The following is an 18870-nucleotide window of genomic DNA, read 5'->3' on the forward strand; positions in this document are numbered from 1 at the left end:
GAGAAAGGATGAAGTTACATGTTCAATAACATCGGAGTATCCGGATTGATTATTATTCTGGCGATCGCGCTTATTCTCTTCGGACCATCCAAGCTGCCGCAGCTTGGACGAGCATTCGGGGATACACTGCGTGAATTTCGCAACTCAACCCGAGGTATGGTTGAAGAAGAAGATCATGCAGAAAATACGCAGCCGAAGCAAATTGCTGAGAAATAAGTCGGATCGATAACGTCAAGACAAAAAAGGAAGCTAACCACTTAGCATGTGGAAGCTTCCTTTTTCAGTGAATTCGATTATAAACCCGAGAAGGCGATCAACAGAATCCCCGCTACGACACTGCACGCTGCCGCAATTCTTCGCATACCGCTCTTCTCTTTCAATACAAGAATACCTAACACAGTACCGAACACGATACCTACTTCACGCAGCGGCGAAATGTAGGACACCTCGACATGCTGCATCGCGAACAAGAACAATAAGTATGAGCCTGGCGAGAGGATGGATCCGATGACGAACGTCATCCGGTTAGACCGAAGCACGTTCTTCACCCGTCTGGATTTGATGACGCTTGGTGTCAGACCAAGAATGAATCCGATATTCGACAGAGCCAGTAGACTTAATGGAGATAAGTATAATAAGTTCTGTTTATCAATCAACGTATAACTTGTGACACACAATCCTACGGATAGCGCATATAACCATGGTTTGTACGAAGAAGGCAACGCGTTCTTCTTCCACGACCAACCGCTCATTAGAAAGAAACCGATTAACATGCATATTATACCGATCCATGCCCAAGACGCTAACGATTCACCGAATACAAGGACACCTAATAGGGGTATCAGCAACGTCGCTGTTCCGCGCATGACCGGATACACTTGGGACAAATCCCCCATCTGATACGTTCGAGACAACAAGGTTGCATATATTCCTTGCATCACCATCGATAGCCCCATCCATACAAAGGCAACGACCGGAAATGATTTCGATGCCAGTTCCACAATAAGCGTGGGTAATAAGACGACGGTTACAGGAATGAATATTAACCATAAAAATACACTCTTATCCTGACTTTGCTTCGTGAATAAATTCCATACGGCGTGAGCCATCCCCGAGCAAAGGACGAGGATCAAGGAGATTACGACCACCTGTTCCACCTTCACTTCTTCTGAATGTTGTATCAACACAATAACACACAAACACACATAAACACAATATTAATATTTGTATTTTTGTGTATAACATAAAAAACCCTAACACCTCACGTGTCAGGGTTGTTGAATTTACAGTTGATACGTAATTTCTATGCCATGCTCTTTGTACTTCTGAACGATCTCCTCCGAAACATGAGAGTCTGTAATAAATCGCTCGACTTCTGTTGCACCGCAGACTTTGATTAAAGAGACCGCATCGAATTTACTGCTATCTGCCAGTGCGAAGGTGCGTTTCGCATTCTGGTGCATGATTTTCTTGATCTGTATTTCCGCTATCCCGTAATCTGTTATGCCCTCGGTTAAAGTCACGCCGCTCATACTCATAAAGAATAAATCTGCATGGAACCGGCTCGCGAACTCCTGCGCTAGATCTCCGATGGTACCTTGTTCAGAATTTCGAATAACGCCTCCGATCAGAATGATCGTATAGTTCGGCTTCGACATCAGGTCATGCGCGATCGGGAGGGAATTCGTAATAATGGTTAACCGATCGAATTTCCGCTTGAGCACTTGCGCAAAATGATTATTCGTTGTACTCACATCTAATGCAATGGATTGGCCTTCTTCGACGAAGGACGCAGCAATCTCCGCGAGTTCATTCTTCTCTTCCAGGTAGGTATTCTCTCGCAGTGTCCGAGGAATTTCACGGCTGTAGTCCATTTCAGTCAGAATCGCACCACCATGAACCCTTCTTAGAACCCCTTCACTCTCTAGGAATTCCAAATCTCTGCGAATCGTCTCGAAGGACACCTGAAAAATCTGAATCAAATCCGAAGCTCGAACAGATTTCTCCTGCTGCAGCTTCTGTAATATGGCTTGATGTCTTTCTTCTACGAACATCATTTCCTCTCCTTTCTTCTTCTTCGAATATCGAAGGACAACCCCAAACACTCATTCCTTCAGTATATACGACCGCTGCCCAAAAAGAAACGTACTGGCGTATCCATCACTTTTCTGCCTTAATTTTCTGAAAAAGCTGGGTTAGCACCACCTAGTCCCCCCTCGTTCCGATTTTTGCTCTGATATGCGCTTATTTCAAGGTTGAATACAAATCCCTGTATTTATATTCATGGTACAATTAAGTTTCAAAATTGATCGTGACAAAATTGCAGAACAGGATGTGAACCCCATGGATTCTTGGAAAAAAAATCTCTATGTGCTCTGGGCTGGCGTTTTCTTCTGCAGTACCGCGTTCTCCATGTCAGTCCCTTTTCTATCCCTTTTTATCAGCAGTGACCTCCATGTGACAACGAATCTCTCTTTATGGTCAGGCATTGCTTTCGGCATTACGTTCCTCGCAAGCGCCATGATCGCCCCGTACTGGGGATCGCTAGCAGACAAATACGGCCGGAAGCCGATGCTGCTCCGCTCTGGCTTCGCACTTGCCGGCATTTACGTCTTAACCGCGCTCGTACAGAATCCTTATCAGCTGATTGCAGTCCGCATTCTATCAGGACTTCTCGCAGGATATGTACCCGCAGCGATTGCGCTCGTCGGAACCAACACGCCGGAGAAGCATGTCGGCCATGCCTTAGGAATTATGGCAACCGCAAGCGCAGCTGGAAGCATTATCGGACCGATGATTGGCGGAACAATGAGCCGGTTCTTCGGTTATCGCGAGACGTTCTTCCTCTCCGCGATTGTAGTTCTTATCTCAGCGCTAATCGCGCTTATCGGAATTAAAGAAGAGAAATTCGATCGCAACCGGTCCCGTTCGCATGTGCTCGATGATCTGAAGCAAGCGGCAAGCAACCGTCCGCTCATGAATCAATTTATGACGGTGTTGATCGTCAGTGGATCGGTCATGATCCTTGAACCCCTGCTCACGCTATATGTCCTCGATATGGGGATTACGCATGGCGATGCCTCGTTCAGCTCCGGCATCATTTTCTCCGCCGTCGGGATCGCAACCGTGATCGCCGCGCCGCAATGGGGTAAGCTTGGCGCCAAATACGGGTATCGTAAAATATTGATGATCGGACTAATCGGAGGCGGGATTGGGAATCTCCTTCAAATCTTCTTCCACCATATTGTAGGATTCGGCATTTTACGGTTCGTCTACGGGCTCTTCTTCGCCGCCGTCTATCCTGCACTCAATGCGCTTATCGTGCAGGCGACGACACCGGATTTTCGCGGACGCGCCTTCAGCTTGAACCAATCCGCGAACCAGCTCGGCACGATGGCAGGTCCAATGATCGGCGGAGCGCTTGGCGGATGGCTTCCGATTCCCTATGTTTTTGTCTTAAACGGCTTACTTCTCTTAATGACAGCCTTAACCATCCGCCTCCAAGACCGCAAACAGCAACAAGCCGTCAAAAAGCTTGCATAACTCCAAAGACGTTGCCCTGGCATATATTCAGGGTGAACGTCTTTCTTATTTCTAGGGCCTAACAGAATGATCTGAATTGATTCAAATCTCATGTACCCCTACAGGGTTATTTAATACTTGTTCAAAAGCCCGCCGTGCTTCATAATAGGTATGTTATTGGCAAGGTAAATTAAGGGAGGCGATGAAATGAAATTGCGGGTATCTGCCGTACAATATCATTTACACACCATTTCGAAATTTCAAGAATTCGCGGATCAAGTCGAACATTATGTTAGAACCGCGGATGAATTCAATACGGACTTTGTCCTCTTTCCCGAATTTCTGACAACACAGCTTATGTCCATCGGGAATGACAAAGCGGCTGCATTAACCATACAAGAACTGCCAGACTACACAGATGCTTACTTAAGCCTCTTCACCGGCCTCGCGAAAAAATACGGGATGCATATCATCGGCGGCACGCATGTGATTCGCCGGAACGATAAACTGTATAATGTTGCGCATCTCTTCTACCCGGATGGCCGCGTAGCGGAGCAAGCCAAAATCCATATCACGCCTACCGAAGTCACAGAATGGAATATGTCTGCTGGCGATGGCGTCGAAGTGTTCGAGACCGAGAAAGGGAAGATCGGGCTCTTAACCTGCTACGATATCGAGTTCCCTGAAATCGTGCGGATGGTGCGCGCAAAAGGCGCCGATGTCATCTTCTGCCCATCTTGTACCGATGACCGCCACGGGTTCCACCGTGTCCGTTACAGCTGTCATGCGCGTACAATCGAAAATCAAATCTACGTCGTGACGACCGGTACGATCGGTTCCTTGCCGACCGTCGACTTCATGCGCGGGAACTTCGGACAAGCGGCGGTCTTGTCGCCGAACGATGTGCCTTTCCCACCTCGCGGCATTATCGCAGAGGGCGAGATCAACAATGATATGATCATTACCGCGGATCTCGATCTCTCGCTCCTGCATCAAGTTCGGGAGAACGGTTCCGTAACGACATGGCGCGATCGCCGTACGGATCTCTACCCGGATTGGTAGGACCTGAATTCATGTCGTATAACAAATCATTTTACGTCTTTCAGGAAACGACGCCGCTGCCTGTCACGATTCGCAACTACCGGGTATCCGATATTCCGGAGATGATCGACATTCAACGGGAGTGCTTCCCGCCTCCCTTCCCTTCCGAGTTGTTGTGGAATGAGGAACAACTTCAGAGCCATATCGAACGATTCCCGGAAGGCGCGCTATGCGCTGAAGCCGATGGCCGGCTGATCGGATCCATGACCGGACTGATCACGCAGTTCGATCCCGACCATCCGCAGCATCGTTGGGAAGACGTCACGGATCACGGCTATATCCGCAACCATCAACCGGACGGGAACTCGCTGTACGTTGTCGATATCAGCGTCCGTCCTGATTACCGCAAATACGGCATCGGCAAGTGGCTGATGCAATCGATGTACGAGACTGTCGTCCAGCTGCGATTGGAGCGACTCTTGGGGGGCGGGCGCATGCCTGGATATCATCGCTTTGCGGACCGTATGACGCCTGAGGCGTATGCCGACGCGGTCATGAAGGGCGAGCTGCGCGACCCGGTCATTACTTTCCTGCTGCGCTGCGGCCGCACGCCCGTCGTCGTCGCACGCGACTATCTGGAAGACGAAGAATCGTGCAACCATGCCCTATTGATGGAATGGAAGAATCCGTTCCTGTCCACCTAATAAATCTACGAACGAATTGAGAGGAGCAACGTTCCCTATGGAATATATCCGCATTACATCCATTGATGACCCGCTATTCACGAAAATGCATAACTTAATGAAATCAATTTTCCCGCCGGAAGAGGTGCTAGCTTTCGATCTCTGGCGCGAACCGCTGCAAGATCCGGATATTCGCGTCTTCGTCGCTGTACATGAAGGCGAAGTCGTCGGCGCAACGGAATACCGCTACGTGAAGCCGCTGAATGTCGCGATGACGGACTTCACAATTATCGGCAAGCCTGGGCTTGGGATTGGTCGCTTCCTCTACAAGAACCGTGAACGCGATCTCGATCAGCTCGCTGCGGAAGCCGGTATCCCGATGCTTGGCATGTTCGCGGAAATCTATGATCCGTACCAATCCAACGACCATGCGTTCGGCGGCGTTGCGCCTATGAACCCGATCGTTCGCCGTGAAGTCTTATCGCACCTCGGTTACCAGCGTCTTGACTTTCCATATGTGCATCCATCATGGGGCAATGACGGCGAATCCGTCGAAGGTCTTGACTTCTGCTTCATGCCGATGGATGAGCAGACGACGACTCTGCCTGGTCAGTTAATCGTTGACTTCCTCTCTTGGTACTACGCTGTGCTTCCGAACAAACCACAAGCGTGGCTTGATATGGTTGATCAATTGAAGCAAACGCCGGAGGTTGCGCTTCGACCGCTATAATCAACAATCGATGACGATAGAAAAGACGCTCACATCACCCTGTTCAGGGGATGCTGAGCGTCTTTTGTTAGAATATCTATTCCTTGCCTGGGAAAGCCTTCAGCAACACCTTCATCGACTCCGCACGCGTCGTAGACGCATTCGGTGCGAATTGGTTGCTGCCTCGCCCTTGAATCCAGCCTTGCTGCACGGCTGCATCAATGGCTCCGAGCGCCCATGCCGGGATGAGCTTGTCGTCCGCGAAGCTCGTTCTTGTGCTGTCATCAGTCGACAGCTTCAAGGCTCTTGCGACCATCGTCACCATCTCTGCGCGGCTAATCGGCTGGTTCGGCATGAACCGCTGATCCGCATACCCTTGAATGAGTCCGAGTTCTATAGCTTGCGCCACAGCTTCGCTCGCCCATGCTGGGATCGAGGCTTGATCTGCGAACACCTTCGCATGCCCTTCACCGCTCAGCTGCATTGCCTTCGTGAGCCATACCGTGAACTCCGCGCGCGTTACGGACTGATCCGGTCGGAATGTTCCATCCGGGTATCCGTTCGTCATGCCACGCTGTACGGCTGCTTGAATATCCTTCGCAGCCCAGTGATCTGCGATGTCCTGGAAGACAGGTTTGGACTCGGCTGGCTTACGATCGACGGCGAAGACGGCGAAAATCCCGACACTGCGCGTATCCGCTTGGATCGTACTGCCCGTTACCGTGCCGCCGAGTTCCACCCAACGCGAAGCTGCTTTATCGTATTGGAACACGAATGCTTGTTGGTCTTTGCCTAGCTTACCGGCATCGAATGCCAAGCTGATCTGGATCGGCTTCTCGAAGTCGCCCTGCCCATCCTTCGACAATTCGAATACCGGACTTAAGACATTCGGCTGCTGCTTCAGTAAATCAGCGGCATTGTCGATTTTCTTCAGCTGCACCTTCGTCGTTGCTTTGACGGCGCCTGCCGGAATAGAGATGTTGATCTGATTTCCTAAGCTGACCGTTCCCGCTTTGCCGGCTTGAATTGTCGCTTCGCCTTCCTTCACGGCTGGCGGTTGGACGTTGCCTCCGGACGTTGTAGTTGAGCCAGGCCCAGGATTTTCAGGATTTGGATTTTCTGGTTTTGGCTCCGTTTCACTGAATGATTTCTCAAACAGGTCATTCAGACCGCGGAGTTTCTCCACGACTGTCTCAAAATGATACGGGTATCGATCGAGCAGGAACATCAATTGTTTACGAAGTTCCTTGTTCCCTTTGTTTTCCTTTTCACTTCTCTCGACCAATTTCTCGGCTGCGTCGATTAATTGTTTATACGGTACCATCAGATCTTCCCCGTACACTTCGAACTCATAGATGGAATAGCCGTAGTATTCGCCATAGACCGGCATGCGCTCTACGCCTTGGAATTTCACGTACCTGGCCTGCTTCGGCTCGAATTTAATTGTACTCGTCTCCCGCTTATCGCTAGCCGTCAGAATTTGATCGTCTTCCATTACATTATTCCATGTTACGTTGTCGGTAGAGTAGAGAATCTTGAACCGTTTCGCGGCTGTCTCCCATCCGATAACGACTTTACTAATATTTTGCGTTTTGCCCAGGTCAACAGTGAACCACGAATCGTCTTTGTACGTACTCGACCAACGTGAGAGCATATTACCATCAACGGCTTGACTCGAAGGAACCCATGCCGCCTCCAATCCCGACGCATCGGTTGGCTGGTGCAGCGCATAATTGTTCACATCAAGCAGCGGAGTGAACCGATTATAGACTTGCAGATTATCGATTGTTCCTTTGAACGCGTTGGTTGCACTGCCGATTTTCGCAACAGGCAGGACAAGCGTCTGAATGCGCTGTACAGGCTGCGCCAGCTTCTCAACGTATTCATTGCCGTTCACATAGAGCGAGACGCCGTTACTATCCCCTGTGAGGAGAATATGTGTCCATTGGCCAGCAGGCACTTCATAGTTGAAAACGCTGTTATATCCTTCTTTCGAAAACCCTAACTTACCTGTTTGGCCTTGCTTTAGCTTCACCGTTCCCGCAGGAGACTCCATCAAGACGGCATCATCCGGATTGTCTTGATCCGGATTAATCCACATCGAGACGGTCCAACCGAAGCCTAAGCTATTTAGCGGAGTCTCCAAATAACTCGCGCCGCCGTTGAAATGCGCGGCTTGCCCATATCTTCCTTTAACAAAGTCAACGTTCGTACCTGTTGCATGATATCCGTTACCAGAAGCGTCATTGAAATTGTTCTCGAACGAATAATTAAGGACGATCCCTTCCGCATTGTTGACTTTGACGTCATAAGTAAGTTGCGTATTCGGCGCATCGCCCATTTTCTCGGCCGTCTTCACGAAGGTATCGTAGTCCACGTCGCTTCTCGCGCCATGCCACATTTTCTCGGACAACACCTGGATGGCGGGTACTAAGCGGACATGCGTATCGTCGGAGGACAGTCCTGCCTCGTACGAAATATCATTCCAAAGTGCGAGCATGCCTCCCTTTAATTTAGGATGACCGAATGGCAATGTTTCGCCGTACCATTTCACTGGCTCCCATTCGTTATACAGCAGTGAGGCATTTAAATAATCCGCATACAGCCGCGGTACGAGATACAAATAGCTGTTATTTGTGTTAATGATGTCATAGCCTAGTTCGATCGCCTGACTTGGCCCGCCATACGGCAAATGCCAGATCGCCATCGTCGCTTGGTTGCTGATCGGTGTCTTCCCAGCATAAGCTTGCATGCCGCCCCATAAGATTGGATGCTTGCCCTTGTCATTGATGAACTTGATCATCGTGTCCATATACTTACGAAAATCTTCCGTAGGACCCGAGTATTCGTCCGTTCCAATTTGAACGTCAGGGCCGAGGAAGGTCGGTTCCCCGCCGTTGTAGCCGTCGATATACTCAGCGAAGAGGTTCTTCACGAACTCGACCGTTTCCGGCTTGGAGATATCCAGATGCGAATCGTTGCCAAGATCCTTGTTATACGTTGTAAACACACGTGAGTGTCCTGGCGTATCGATCTCCGGAATGATGTTAATGCCGTAATCTTGCCCTAACCGCTGCAAATCGCGGAACTCTTCCTTCGTATAGTGGCCGTTCTTACTCGCCAGCCCTGGGTAGAGCTCGCTCTCCAGCCTGAACGCTGCACGCTGGTTGTTCGGCGGCAATGGAGACCCAACATCGTCATTCAAGTGAATTTGCAGGTCGGTCATTTTGTACCAGGCCATCATCTTCACGTAATCACGCAAGAAATCAATCGTATAGAACTTGCGTGCCACGTCGATCATGAATCCGCGTGTCTCGTATTTCGGATAGTCGCGGGACTGTCCCGTCGGAATGTTCTGATGAGCCGCATCTGCTTTCAGAATCTGCAGTACGGAACGCGTACCGCCGAAGACGCCTTTTACCGCCAACGCCTTAATCGATACCATATCAGCGACATCCAGAAAATAGCCTTCCTCACCTAAGGTCGTATCGTTCGAATCAATAGCCAAGTAGATATCGCCTGCGGACGGAGCCCCCTGCACCACAGGAATATCCCATCCCGTAATCGCTTTCAAATCTTCTTGCGTAATGGCAGCCGTCTTCGCTAGCGCCTCGTTGTTATAGACAATATGCGCATCTTTCTTTAGCTCGAAATAACCATTGCCTCCATACCATTCACGCAGCGATGGAACGACCTTCGGCTCTGGATTCAAGCCTCCCGTCTGCTGATACAATCCTGGCACCATGACCTCATAATCTGGTGTAATTGCCTTCTGCGTCGGATCATTTATGTTCTGCACTTGCAGCATCACGTGAACCATTTGATCGACGAGCGGCGTATGGATGACGCCTTGCTTATCGATGACCGGCAGCGCATCCGATCCGTAAATGGATACCTGATAGCCTTCCGGCATCGCAGGGAACGGGAACCGCGTCTGTCCTTGATTGAGCGGCTCAATGCCCTTGATTTGATTGATCACTTTGACCAGCGGATCTTCGCTGTACACTTCGAACTCATAGAACGAATAGCCGTACAGAATGCCATCGACCGGTTTGCGTTCGACCCCCTCGAACTTCACGTATCTCGCTTCCCGCGACGGGAAATTGATGATTTCCGTCCCGCCTTTGCAGTTGATGAGATCGCTGTCGTTCTGTAGGACAGGCTCCCATTCTTCCCCATAGACGGACGTGAGGACGCGGTAAGAATTTGCTGGCGTCTGCCAGCGGATGATGACTTGGCCAACGTCTTTCTTCTCGCCTAGATCCACTTCGAACCACTGATCATCGAATTTGTCAGAAGACCAACGACTCGTTATATCGCCATCGACAGCGTTTTTAGGGAAATGTGCATAGTCGACTTCATTGCCCGATACCTTAACTTGCTTATGTAGCGCATAATTTTCCCTTGCGCCGCTTGACGCTGCTGCCGGTACAATTTCTTGCGCGTTAGGCATGTCAGGTGAGACGATCGCATCCGGCATATCTTCCGGAGGAGGTGCCGTCGGTAAGTCTGGCTGAGTCCCTGGTACCGGGTTCTCCGGTGCCGTCTGCACAATCTCGTCCGTCCCCCCGTCTCCTTCTGCAAACATCACTTGCGGGTGAACGGAAAATACGATCGAAAATAAGAGTACAAATGATAATAACAACGAACACCTTTGCTGATTCTTATGACTTCGCTTCATGCCTCATCCCCATTTCCTAGATTGAAATGAACCATTCTGTATTTGGAGCAGTTGCGACAGGTCCCGGGTGCCCGTCTTTTGACCAAGAAGCCTCTTCACAGTTAATACTATGAGACGTATTCACCTAAGAAAAATAGATAAATCGTTACATTCATATACATTTGTTTACTTTTCATCATAATATAAATAAAATCCCATCAAATATAATTGATGGGATTCGGAATTCTATGAAATTGACTTTTTCAGATAATAGCGTTGATGACCTAAGGGGCAGTCTTCTAGTACACCGAAAATCTCGTAACCGTGCTTCACATAAAAATCTTTGGCTTGGAAGTCAAACGTATCGACATGAATCAGATGACATCCATATGCCTTTACCGCATTCTCGATCTCTCGCAGCAACCGGGACCCCAGACCCTTTTTTCGATAGTCCTCTCGAACCCATAGTGCATCAATCGCGATGCATTTCCATGCATAATGGATACAGTTGATCCCTGCAACAATGTCACCGTATTCATCTTTTATATGCCTATTGATTGCCTCAACCGGAATGGGTGGTTCAAAAGGCACGTGTGATTCGTTATAATCGCAGATTCCTTTTTCAATAAAATCCATATCATGTTTTGTGCTTTCAACGATTCGAAATGAACTCATGATCTTTCTCCTACCTTTTCGTTTACTCCTGTATCCAGGTATTATCAATTGTATAGGAGTAGGAAATAATGTATAGGTAAAGAATCGTTCTAAATCAGTTATGCCCTGCGTTATCAAGCCGGAAAGAACTTATCTGTCCATACAAAATCAACCTCAGCATCCATCGCCGCAGCCTCGTCCTCCGGACGATCACCGATATAAATCACGCCTTCTGCCGCTGCATCTGGGTTCATGGCGATATGTTCTCGGATCATAGCTCCTGAAGGCTTCCGGCGTGCAACGGCATCCCGCTTCCGATACTTGTGAATCTTTGCTTTCGGATGCGCATAACACACCTGAACAGCTGGATAAGGCGAGAGTTCTAACGCTTCGAATACGGCATGGATTCGTTGCATCGCTTTTTTCTCCGTAACATGACCGAACGCTACACCCGCTTGATTCGTGACAATACCAATGGTATGCCCTTGGTCTAACAAGGCATGTAGGATCTCTTTTCGATATGGCAATAGAACCCATTGATCATAATTCCGATCTGGGTGATCCATGTAAGAGCTAATCAGCGTTCCATCAAGGTCGAACAAGACCAGCATTTTGCGATGCCTCCTCCCTTTTCCCATTATAAATCATCGTTTCCTCGACCATACTAATGACAAGCCTGTACGAAAATCGTTCAAGGAGGTTGATGTCATGCATACAGTCTGGAAAGGCGCCATTAGCTTTGGGTTGGTCAACGTTCCTGTGAAAATGTTCTCAGCAACAGAAGATAAAGATATCTCCATGCGTTACATTCATAAGAAGTGTAATACGCCCTTATCCTATGTAAGAAAATGCAAAACATGCGATACCGAAGTGGAATGGGAAGAAATTTCGAAGGGCTATGAGTATGAGCCTGGTAAATTCGTGATTTTCGAGAAGGATGAACTGGAGAAGTTGTCTGGAGAAATCACCAAAGAAATAAAAATATTAGACTTTGTTCATTTGAACGATATTGATCCGATTTATTTCCAGAAAACATACTACTTGTCTCCAATCGAGACAGGCGCCCATGCGTATAATCTGCTGCTCGAGTCCATGAAACAAACACAGAAAATTGGCATTTCCCAAGTATCGATTCGTTCCAAGAGCAGTCTTGCTGCCATTCGGGTGATTGACAATTGTATTGCGATGGAGACGATCTTCTATCCGGATGAGATTCGCCCGGTCAGCCAAGTGCCGAACTTGCCGCAGACGCCTGTGATGGTGAATGAAAAGGAACTCAATATGGCGAAAATGTTAATCGACCAATTGACGACACCATTCGAACCCGAGAAATATAAAGATAACTACCGCGCGGCATTGCTCGAGGCGATCGAGCATAAAATTGCCGGAGAAGAGATTAATGTGGCCCCTGCGGCGCAGAAGACCAATGTCATTGATCTCATGTCTGCCCTGCAGGCAAGTCTGGATGTCGTGAAACCGGTTATTGCAGCTGATACGGGCGCACCAACACCAACCAAGCCAAAGCCGCGCGGACGCAAAAAAGCGAAGGAGACTGCTTCATAACATGGGATTCACCGGACTGCAAGTATATGGCATGACCCTACCGGTCAAGCCGATGTCCCCCATCTATCAAGATCAGCTTCCGAAGGGAACCGATATGGGATATCAGTTAAAATGGGACGGCGTGCGGTCGCTCGCTGCCCTCTCGAAAGGGCAAGTGATGCTCTATTCCAAAAACATGCTGACACAAAATGCGGCTTTCCCTGAAATCGTGGCCGTGCTGCAGAACCAGTTCCCCGATAACAGTCTCTTGTTGGATGGGGAACTCGTGATGTTCGATACTGTCTTGCAACGGCCAGATTTCAAACGGATCCAACAACGTGTTCGGAGCAAACGGATCGTATCCACGGAATCGCAATATCCGAATCATCAGCCCATATACGTTGTTTTCGATATCCTCTATGAGAACGGCTATGATTGGTCCAACCAGCCTTTTGAGGCGCGTCACCACCGTCTTGGCGAATTACTGCCAGAGAAGCTGCCTCAGCTCTTCGTCACTGATCTATTCCTCGATGGCGATCTCCTCTGGAACTGGGTCGAAGAGCATCAATGGGAGGGTGTCGTCAGCAAACGGTTAACAAGCCGTTACCACGAGGGCAAGAAGCATCAGGATTGGTGGAAACGGAAGACATCCATCAACCTAGAAGTGGACATCTATGGGATCACAATTCGAGAAGGCCGTGTCGCAAGCATGGTGATGGTCTACGATGGCGCTTACTTCGGCCGCGTGTCTCTCGGACTAAATGGAGTAGATAAAGGCCGATTAATGGACTACGCGACATCTCACCCCGCTGCGCTTGCTCCATTCACTTCCTTACCAGAGGATCTAAAGAAAGAACAAGTCCTGTGGCTCTCTCAGCCTTTACGCTGTGAGGTGACAGGACTTGAAATTACGCACCAGGGCGTGTTGCGGCACCCTAAAATCAGCCATAAGCCGAAACTATTACTAGAGAGGAAGTAAATTCATGAGCGTTGGCCAGAAAGAGAAAATCATAGTCGAAGGCAACGAAATTACCATTTCGAATCCGCATAAGCTTCTCTGGCCTGAGGTGCAATTGACGAAGCTGGAATACTTGAACAAGCTCGTCTTCCTCGCTCCCTATCTGCTCCGCTACTGCTCCAACCGCCATCTGACGACGATTCGTTATCCAAATGGCGTCGCGGATAAGTCCTTCTATCAGAAAAATTGTCCAACAGGGAAACCTGACTTCGTGCAGATCGCTCCATTAGAGGACATTGACTATGTGAACCTTAACTCATTATCGACCCTCATGTGGCTTGGCAATCTAGCTTGTCTAGAATTCCATCCTTCGCTTCATTATATTGGACGTACGGCACCCGTGGAATGGATTATCGATCTCGATCCAAGCCGCGATCCTGAGCCGCGCATCATGGAAGCTGCACAAGCGATCGGCGAGATCCTCGACTCTTTGCGTATTACATCCATACCCAAAACATCCGGCGCGACCGGCGTGCAAATCTATATCCCACTTCCGTCCGATGAACGGTATTCCTTCGACCAATTGCGTCAGCTTGGGCATTTCATTGCTTCATTCGCCGTTCAGAAGTACCCGAAGTTGTTCACCATTGAACGATTCAAAAAAAATCGCGGAGGTCTCATCTATATCGATTATCTCCAGCACGGTTATGGAAGGACCTTATCTGCCCCTTATACACCGCGTGCGAGAGCTCATGCCACCCTCTCAACACCGCTGCTCTGGTCCGAAGTCGCACAACGTCCCGATGCGAAGGAATTCAATTTGCGTAACATTGAAGAACGCTTGAATAAACTTGGCGATCTTATTACCCGTGTTCCGGGACAGAATTTGGATGCGGTGTTGGGAAAGTTGAGCTCCGTGAGCCATTAAACATTATTTTGCAAATTGGCTGAGCATATTCTTCCGTCGATATACACTTAGCATGATCCCCATGACGGTCATATTCATAACCAAAGCATTCCCTCCATAAGAGATGAGCGGCATGGCTACTGATGTAATCGGCAGTAGACCGACTGACATGAGTATACTGTAGATAAACTTGAAGCTTATCACGGTTGATAATCCAATGATTAATGCTCGTCCGAAAGGATCTTTAAGTTGTAAGGACATTCGAATCGTATGCCCTATCAAAATACATACCATACTGACCAACAACAGCCCAAAGCACCAACCCAAGCTATATATCAAATAGGGAAAGATCATATCATTATAGATATACGGCAAGTGTTTCATTTGAACACCGAAGCCTTGTCCCCACAAACCAGCGGAACGAATCACTTTGGATAAAGTAAGATACATATACCCGCTACCTGACGGATCTTGTGTAGGGTTGAACCAACTCGTAAGTCGCATGAGGATGAAGCTCATCTTGTCCTGATTCATGAATACCGCGAGGGCAATCATTAACATGAATGAAGCCATGCAACCGAGCAGCAGCTTGAACTGACGCGTCATAACAATATGTAATACGGAAATTCCGACGCAGTGAACGATTAATCCATCCATTAAAGGGGACATGAGGTAGAAATAGCCTGGTAGGACGACATACACTAGGATAGTTATCCAAGTATTCATCTGTCGTTCTTGTCCTCTCCTCCGGTCCATAACAATCTTTCCTGCAAAGGCTATCATGAATAAATAAGGGACTACTTCATAAACGTTCACACCAAACCTCCCGATAGCAAGGAAACTTCGAGAACCATTTACCCACATGCCAAACCAATGACAGAGCACCATTAGTCCTAAGGCACACCCATAAATCCACCACGAATAGTTCTGTAATTTTCGATAATCCAAGTAGTAGACCAGGACCATCATGACAACTCCGATTCCCGCATAAGTTAATTGGTTAGGCAAAAATATGTCTCTGAAACTCTGGTCTACTGCAAATTTCATTGCATACATGGCCAAGAATCCAATACCAACTAGAATCGCAACAATTGCAGCTAGCCCCCACTCCATGACAGGCTTATGCGCCGCATGAAATTGCTTACCGATGAGAATTGGATCACCGATCTGCGATAGCGCTTGTTCAATAGCTGTTTCTAATGAGATCCCAACGCTTAACTTATCATCAATAAGTTCCTCCAGGTGACTTAACAACTCCATCTGAATGTCTTGATGTACTTCTTTCGCGCGGACTTGCTTGCATACCTGTTGGAGATAACGATGGACTGCCTCGTGTTTCAGTAATATCTCGTTCATGCTTGTCCCTCCCCGATCACTTGATCCAGTGTCGTTCGGAAGAGTGCCCATTCCTTCTTCTTCTCTTCTAGCTGTTTTCTCCCTTTTTCCGTTATACGGTAATACTTACGATTTCGTCCGCCTTCATCGGACCAGAACGACTCTACGAGGAGATCAGACTCGAGTGTGTGCAAAATCGGGTATAACGTTCCTTCTTTTAAAGTAAACAGTCCGCTGGACCGCGTCTCCATCTCTTTTGTCATTTCATAGCCATACATTTCTTTGCGGCTCAATAAGGTAAGGATCAAGATCACCGTACTGCCCTTCATTAATTCCTTGTTAATCTTCATTGCGGCCTCCCCATTTACATCGAAGTTAGATGCATCGAATATCTAGGTATAGTATAAATATAATCCCAGAATATAACAATAGAGAATGACGCAAAACAACAAAAAAGAATTTCACCTGCAATGATGAACCTGGACTGATCACAATCCCAAGCAACACATCTTTATAATTCAAGGAGTGGGAGCCCCAACAGTACTTCTTTTGTAACGATAGTTGCGGCCCCTAATGTAATTTCAATGTTAAATCGTCATTTTCCGGCACTGGAGTAGATATAACGAATTGCTCGCAAAAGCCCACTCCAAATCGAGTCCTGCTCCGAAATATGCCTCACAGCAATCGGCTAATCGATCTAGTTGTTGAATTTGATCATCACGAAGACTGGCTGTGTCCTTCAGATGATCGTCTAGCGGGACTTCAATCGTACCACCCTCCGAACGGGTATACACCCCCGTCTCCTTCGTCCCGATTATCAATTGCGTGCTAGTCGCACCTCTACTGACCATGTATTGATCAGGAATAATTCTTCCCCCTACGACACTCTCTCCGAACCCCCAACAGGATTCTATCATCCGTACATCGCCATGCGTCACTGGGTGCCGTGTGAACAGCACACCTGAACAATCCGCCATGACCGTTTTTTGAATAATTACAGCCATCTTAGGAGATGAACTAATCCCTATTCTGCTTCGATACACACGCACTTGATCGGAATAACGGGACGCAGCAACCCGCTGAATCGCCTGCACTAGCTGCGTTCGATTGGTCAGATGAAGTTCTGTCCGGAATAAGCCTGCATAACTTGCTAGCACCCCATCTTCACCTACAGCAGAAGATCTCACCACACATGAATCTCCTAAATGTGCCATAATTTCATCCAATTGATGCAATACACTCTGATTTTCAGTATCTATAATTTCCTCCACGAGCTGATGCGATATGCCGTATCCTGTTGGAACAGGTAATCCCGCTCGTGCCGCTGCCCCTAATTGCACGGCTTTTCCACCAAAAGAATGCTCATCGTATATATCTTCAAGTCTCAGAATGCTCATCGTTCCATCCTCACCACAATCCCAGTATCTGAATCAAGTCTAATTCGTTCTCCGTCTTGAATCGTCTTTGTTGCATCTTTGCAGCCGACAATACAAGGTAAGTTAAACTCTCTAGCGATGATTGCTGCGTGACACACTAAGCCCCCTTTATCTGTTATAAGACCAGATACAAGATTGGCATAAGGCACAAAGCTTGGTGTTGTCATTGCAGTAACCAAAATATCTCCTTGTCGGAGCTGTTGTAGATGACCTTCCTCCAGGATCACACGTGCGACACCTTCAATCACACCACAATTGACACTCACACCGCTCGTAATGTACTCGACAGCGGATCCATCACTGGCATTATCCTCAGACGATATATCCTGTCTCTCGTTCAATAGATCCCTTAATTCCTTACTCCATGGTAAGTCAGCGTACACACCTGCTTCTACCCGTGCATGCAACTCATATATGGCTCGATCAAAACAAATAATCAAATCATATGCAGCTAAAGTTTCTTGATTCTCCAACAATTCGATATATCGTTGTTTGTATGCGGGGATATTCGCCTTAAATAACTGTAGAAAAGGTAGTGTCGCCTTCACGGCTTCCCGCATCTTCATTTCGTTACGTAATATGCGCTCTTCCTGATACCTGAGTATGTCTTGATATACGATTCTTAGAATCCCTTTCAACTCTTCGATTTCATTAGGATACAAATTTCTAATTGTATTCATTCACGTACCTCCTTCATCCACATAGACGACAAAAAAGACCATGGCGTACATCACCATGGTCCGATTCCCTTTACGCAATCATAAATCACGCATCCAAAATATGCGCTTCCAATAAGGGAGGTACAATGAGATTACAACGCATGTTTATCATTCGATCGAACTTGAATTCAAACTGCTTCTTCATTGGACGCTCACCCTCTCACATCTTAGTAAATTTCTTCCACTATCATATGGTTTTTGGTGTGAATTGTCAATTACATCCATTCCAAAAATTCAATGCGATTCCCAAAAGGGTCTTGTACATAGAATCGCCTAACGGCTTCTTCCACCCGTGCCATATCATCGATCACATGGATGCCATTTTGGAGCAAATAAGCACGCAGTTCATCCAACCTCTGAACATGAAATGCCGGATGGGCTTTGGTCGCAGGCACAAAATCCTTCTGTACACCAATATGAACCTCATGCTTACCACAACGGAACCATACGCCCCCTCGCTGTAGTAAAGGTTCGGGCTTCGGGATTTCAGGCCATCCGAGGAGATGATGGTAGAACGCTCGGGCTTCCGATTCACAGCCCCCTGGCGCTGCAAGTTGAACATGATCCAGACCAACGTATTTGAATGTCATGAATTATCCGCCCTTCATTTGTTTCATTTAATGAAACTTAGTTTCATTAATTAACTCCCATTTTATAGGAATTCAACGAACATATCCAGTGAAACTTCTGCGTTAATAAAGAAA

At 47.8% G+C, this 18870-nt stretch carries 18 protein-coding genes; 8 read left to right on the forward strand and 10 right to left on the reverse strand.

Annotation, left to right across the window (positions count from 1 at the left end; genetic code table 11):
• The first annotated feature begins 18 nt into the window (after positions 1-18).
• The gene (gene tatA / locus GCU39_RS11330; protein WP_152393603.1) at positions 19-216 is read left to right on the forward strand and encodes a twin-arginine translocase TatA/TatE family subunit; all 198 of its coding nucleotides are present in this window, start codon (positions 19-21) and stop codon (positions 214-216) included.
• Positions 217-293: 77 nt separating this feature from the next.
• Here tatA and GCU39_RS11335 read toward each other — a convergent pair whose 3' ends face one another.
• Positions 294-1184, reverse strand: coding sequence for a DMT family transporter (locus tag GCU39_RS11335; RefSeq protein ID WP_227793547.1), 891 nt, complete (start codon positions 1182-1184; stop codon positions 294-296).
• Positions 1185-1283: 99 nt separating this feature from the next.
• Positions 1284-2054, reverse strand: a complete 771-nt coding sequence (locus GCU39_RS11340) for a DeoR/GlpR family DNA-binding transcription regulator (RefSeq protein WP_152397204.1) — start codon at positions 2052-2054, stop codon at positions 1284-1286.
• A gap of 289 nt (positions 2055-2343) precedes the next feature.
• On the opposite strand from GCU39_RS11340, the gene GCU39_RS11345 reads away from it, so the two are divergent.
• The 4 genes from GCU39_RS11345 to GCU39_RS11360 all read left to right on the forward strand — a co-directional run bounded on the left by GCU39_RS11345 (position 2344) and on the right by GCU39_RS11360 (position 5976).
• Positions 2344-3543 (forward strand): MFS transporter, encoded by a 1200-nt coding sequence (locus GCU39_RS11345; RefSeq protein WP_152393604.1) that lies wholly within the window; start codon positions 2344-2346, stop codon positions 3541-3543.
• Positions 3544-3729: 186 nt separating this feature from the next.
• The gene (locus tag GCU39_RS11350) at positions 3730-4584 is read left to right on the forward strand and encodes a carbon-nitrogen hydrolase family protein (RefSeq protein WP_152393605.1); all 855 of its coding nucleotides are present in this window, start codon (positions 3730-3732) and stop codon (positions 4582-4584) included.
• An 11-nt stretch (positions 4585-4595) separates the two neighbouring features.
• A complete protein-coding gene (locus GCU39_RS11355; RefSeq protein WP_152393606.1) occupies positions 4596-5267 on the forward strand; it encodes a GNAT family N-acetyltransferase in 672 nt (223 codons plus the stop codon).
• A 37-nt stretch (positions 5268-5304) separates the two neighbouring features.
• On the forward strand, positions 5305-5976 hold the full coding sequence (locus tag GCU39_RS11360; RefSeq protein ID WP_152393607.1) for a GNAT family N-acetyltransferase: 672 nt from the start codon (positions 5305-5307) through the stop codon (positions 5974-5976).
• Between the two features lie 76 nt (positions 5977-6052).
• On the opposite strand, the gene GCU39_RS11365 is transcribed toward GCU39_RS11360, so the two are convergent.
• From GCU39_RS11365 to GCU39_RS11375, 3 genes are all read right to left on the reverse strand, one after another.
• Positions 6053-10600: a discoidin domain-containing protein gene (locus tag GCU39_RS11365; protein ID WP_227793548.1), complete on the reverse strand. Its 4548-nt coding sequence runs from the start codon at positions 10598-10600 to the stop codon at positions 6053-6055.
• 261 nt (positions 10601-10861) lie between these two features.
• On the reverse strand, positions 10862-11290 hold the full coding sequence (locus GCU39_RS11370; RefSeq protein ID WP_152393609.1) for a GNAT family N-acetyltransferase: 429 nt from the start codon (positions 11288-11290) through the stop codon (positions 10862-10864).
• Positions 11291-11403: 113 nt separating this feature from the next.
• Positions 11404-11880, reverse strand: a complete 477-nt coding sequence (locus tag GCU39_RS11375; RefSeq protein WP_193726880.1) for an HAD-IIIA family hydrolase — start codon at positions 11878-11880, stop codon at positions 11404-11406.
• Positions 11881-11977: 97 nt separating this feature from the next.
• Here GCU39_RS11375 and ku point away from each other — a divergent pair, with 97 nt between their 5' ends.
• From ku to ligD, 3 genes are read left to right on the forward strand one after another with little or no spacing between them, the layout of a single operon-like run.
• Positions 11978-12832 carry a non-homologous end joining protein Ku gene (gene ku, locus GCU39_RS11380; protein ID WP_152393611.1) on the forward strand — a complete coding sequence of 285 codons (855 nt, stop codon included), beginning with the start codon at positions 11978-11980 and terminating at the stop codon, positions 12830-12832.
• 1 nt (position 12833) lies between these two features.
• Positions 12834-13790: an ATP-dependent DNA ligase gene (locus tag GCU39_RS11385; protein ID WP_152393612.1), complete on the forward strand. Its 957-nt coding sequence runs from the start codon at positions 12834-12836 to the stop codon at positions 13788-13790.
• A 4-nt stretch (positions 13791-13794) separates the two neighbouring features.
• A complete protein-coding gene (gene ligD, locus GCU39_RS11390) occupies positions 13795-14697 on the forward strand; it encodes a non-homologous end-joining DNA ligase (protein WP_152393613.1) in 903 nt (300 codons plus the stop codon).
• 3 nt (positions 14698-14700) lie between these two features.
• Here the strand turns inward: ligD and GCU39_RS11395 are convergent, their stop codons facing one another.
• The 5 genes from GCU39_RS11395 to GCU39_RS11415 form a co-directional block, all read right to left on the reverse strand.
• Positions 14701-16032, reverse strand: coding sequence for an FtsW/RodA/SpoVE family cell cycle protein (locus GCU39_RS11395; protein ID WP_193726881.1), 1332 nt, complete (start codon positions 16030-16032; stop codon positions 14701-14703).
• The gene (locus GCU39_RS11400) at positions 16029-16361 is read right to left on the reverse strand and encodes a PadR family transcriptional regulator (RefSeq protein WP_152393615.1); all 333 of its coding nucleotides are present in this window, start codon (positions 16359-16361) and stop codon (positions 16029-16031) included. Before GCU39_RS11400 ends, GCU39_RS11395 begins: the two co-directional genes overlap by 4 nt.
• Before the next feature lie 237 nt (positions 16362-16598).
• Positions 16599-17408 (reverse strand): PEP/pyruvate-binding domain-containing protein, encoded by an 810-nt coding sequence (locus tag GCU39_RS11405; RefSeq protein ID WP_152393616.1) that lies wholly within the window; start codon positions 17406-17408, stop codon positions 16599-16601.
• Positions 17405-18127, reverse strand: a complete 723-nt coding sequence (locus GCU39_RS11410) for a PEP-utilizing enzyme (protein WP_152393617.1) — start codon at positions 18125-18127, stop codon at positions 17405-17407. Before GCU39_RS11410 ends, GCU39_RS11405 begins: the two co-directional genes overlap by 4 nt.
• A 254-nt stretch (positions 18128-18381) precedes the next feature.
• On the reverse strand, positions 18382-18756 hold the full coding sequence (locus GCU39_RS11415) for a VOC family protein (protein WP_152393618.1): 375 nt from the start codon (positions 18754-18756) through the stop codon (positions 18382-18384).
• Positions 18757-18870: the final 114 nt, after the last annotated feature.

The organism is Paenibacillus guangzhouensis, assembly GCF_009363075.1.
GTDB classification, from domain to species: Bacteria; Bacillota; Bacilli; order Paenibacillales; family Paenibacillaceae; genus Paenibacillus_K; species Paenibacillus_K guangzhouensis.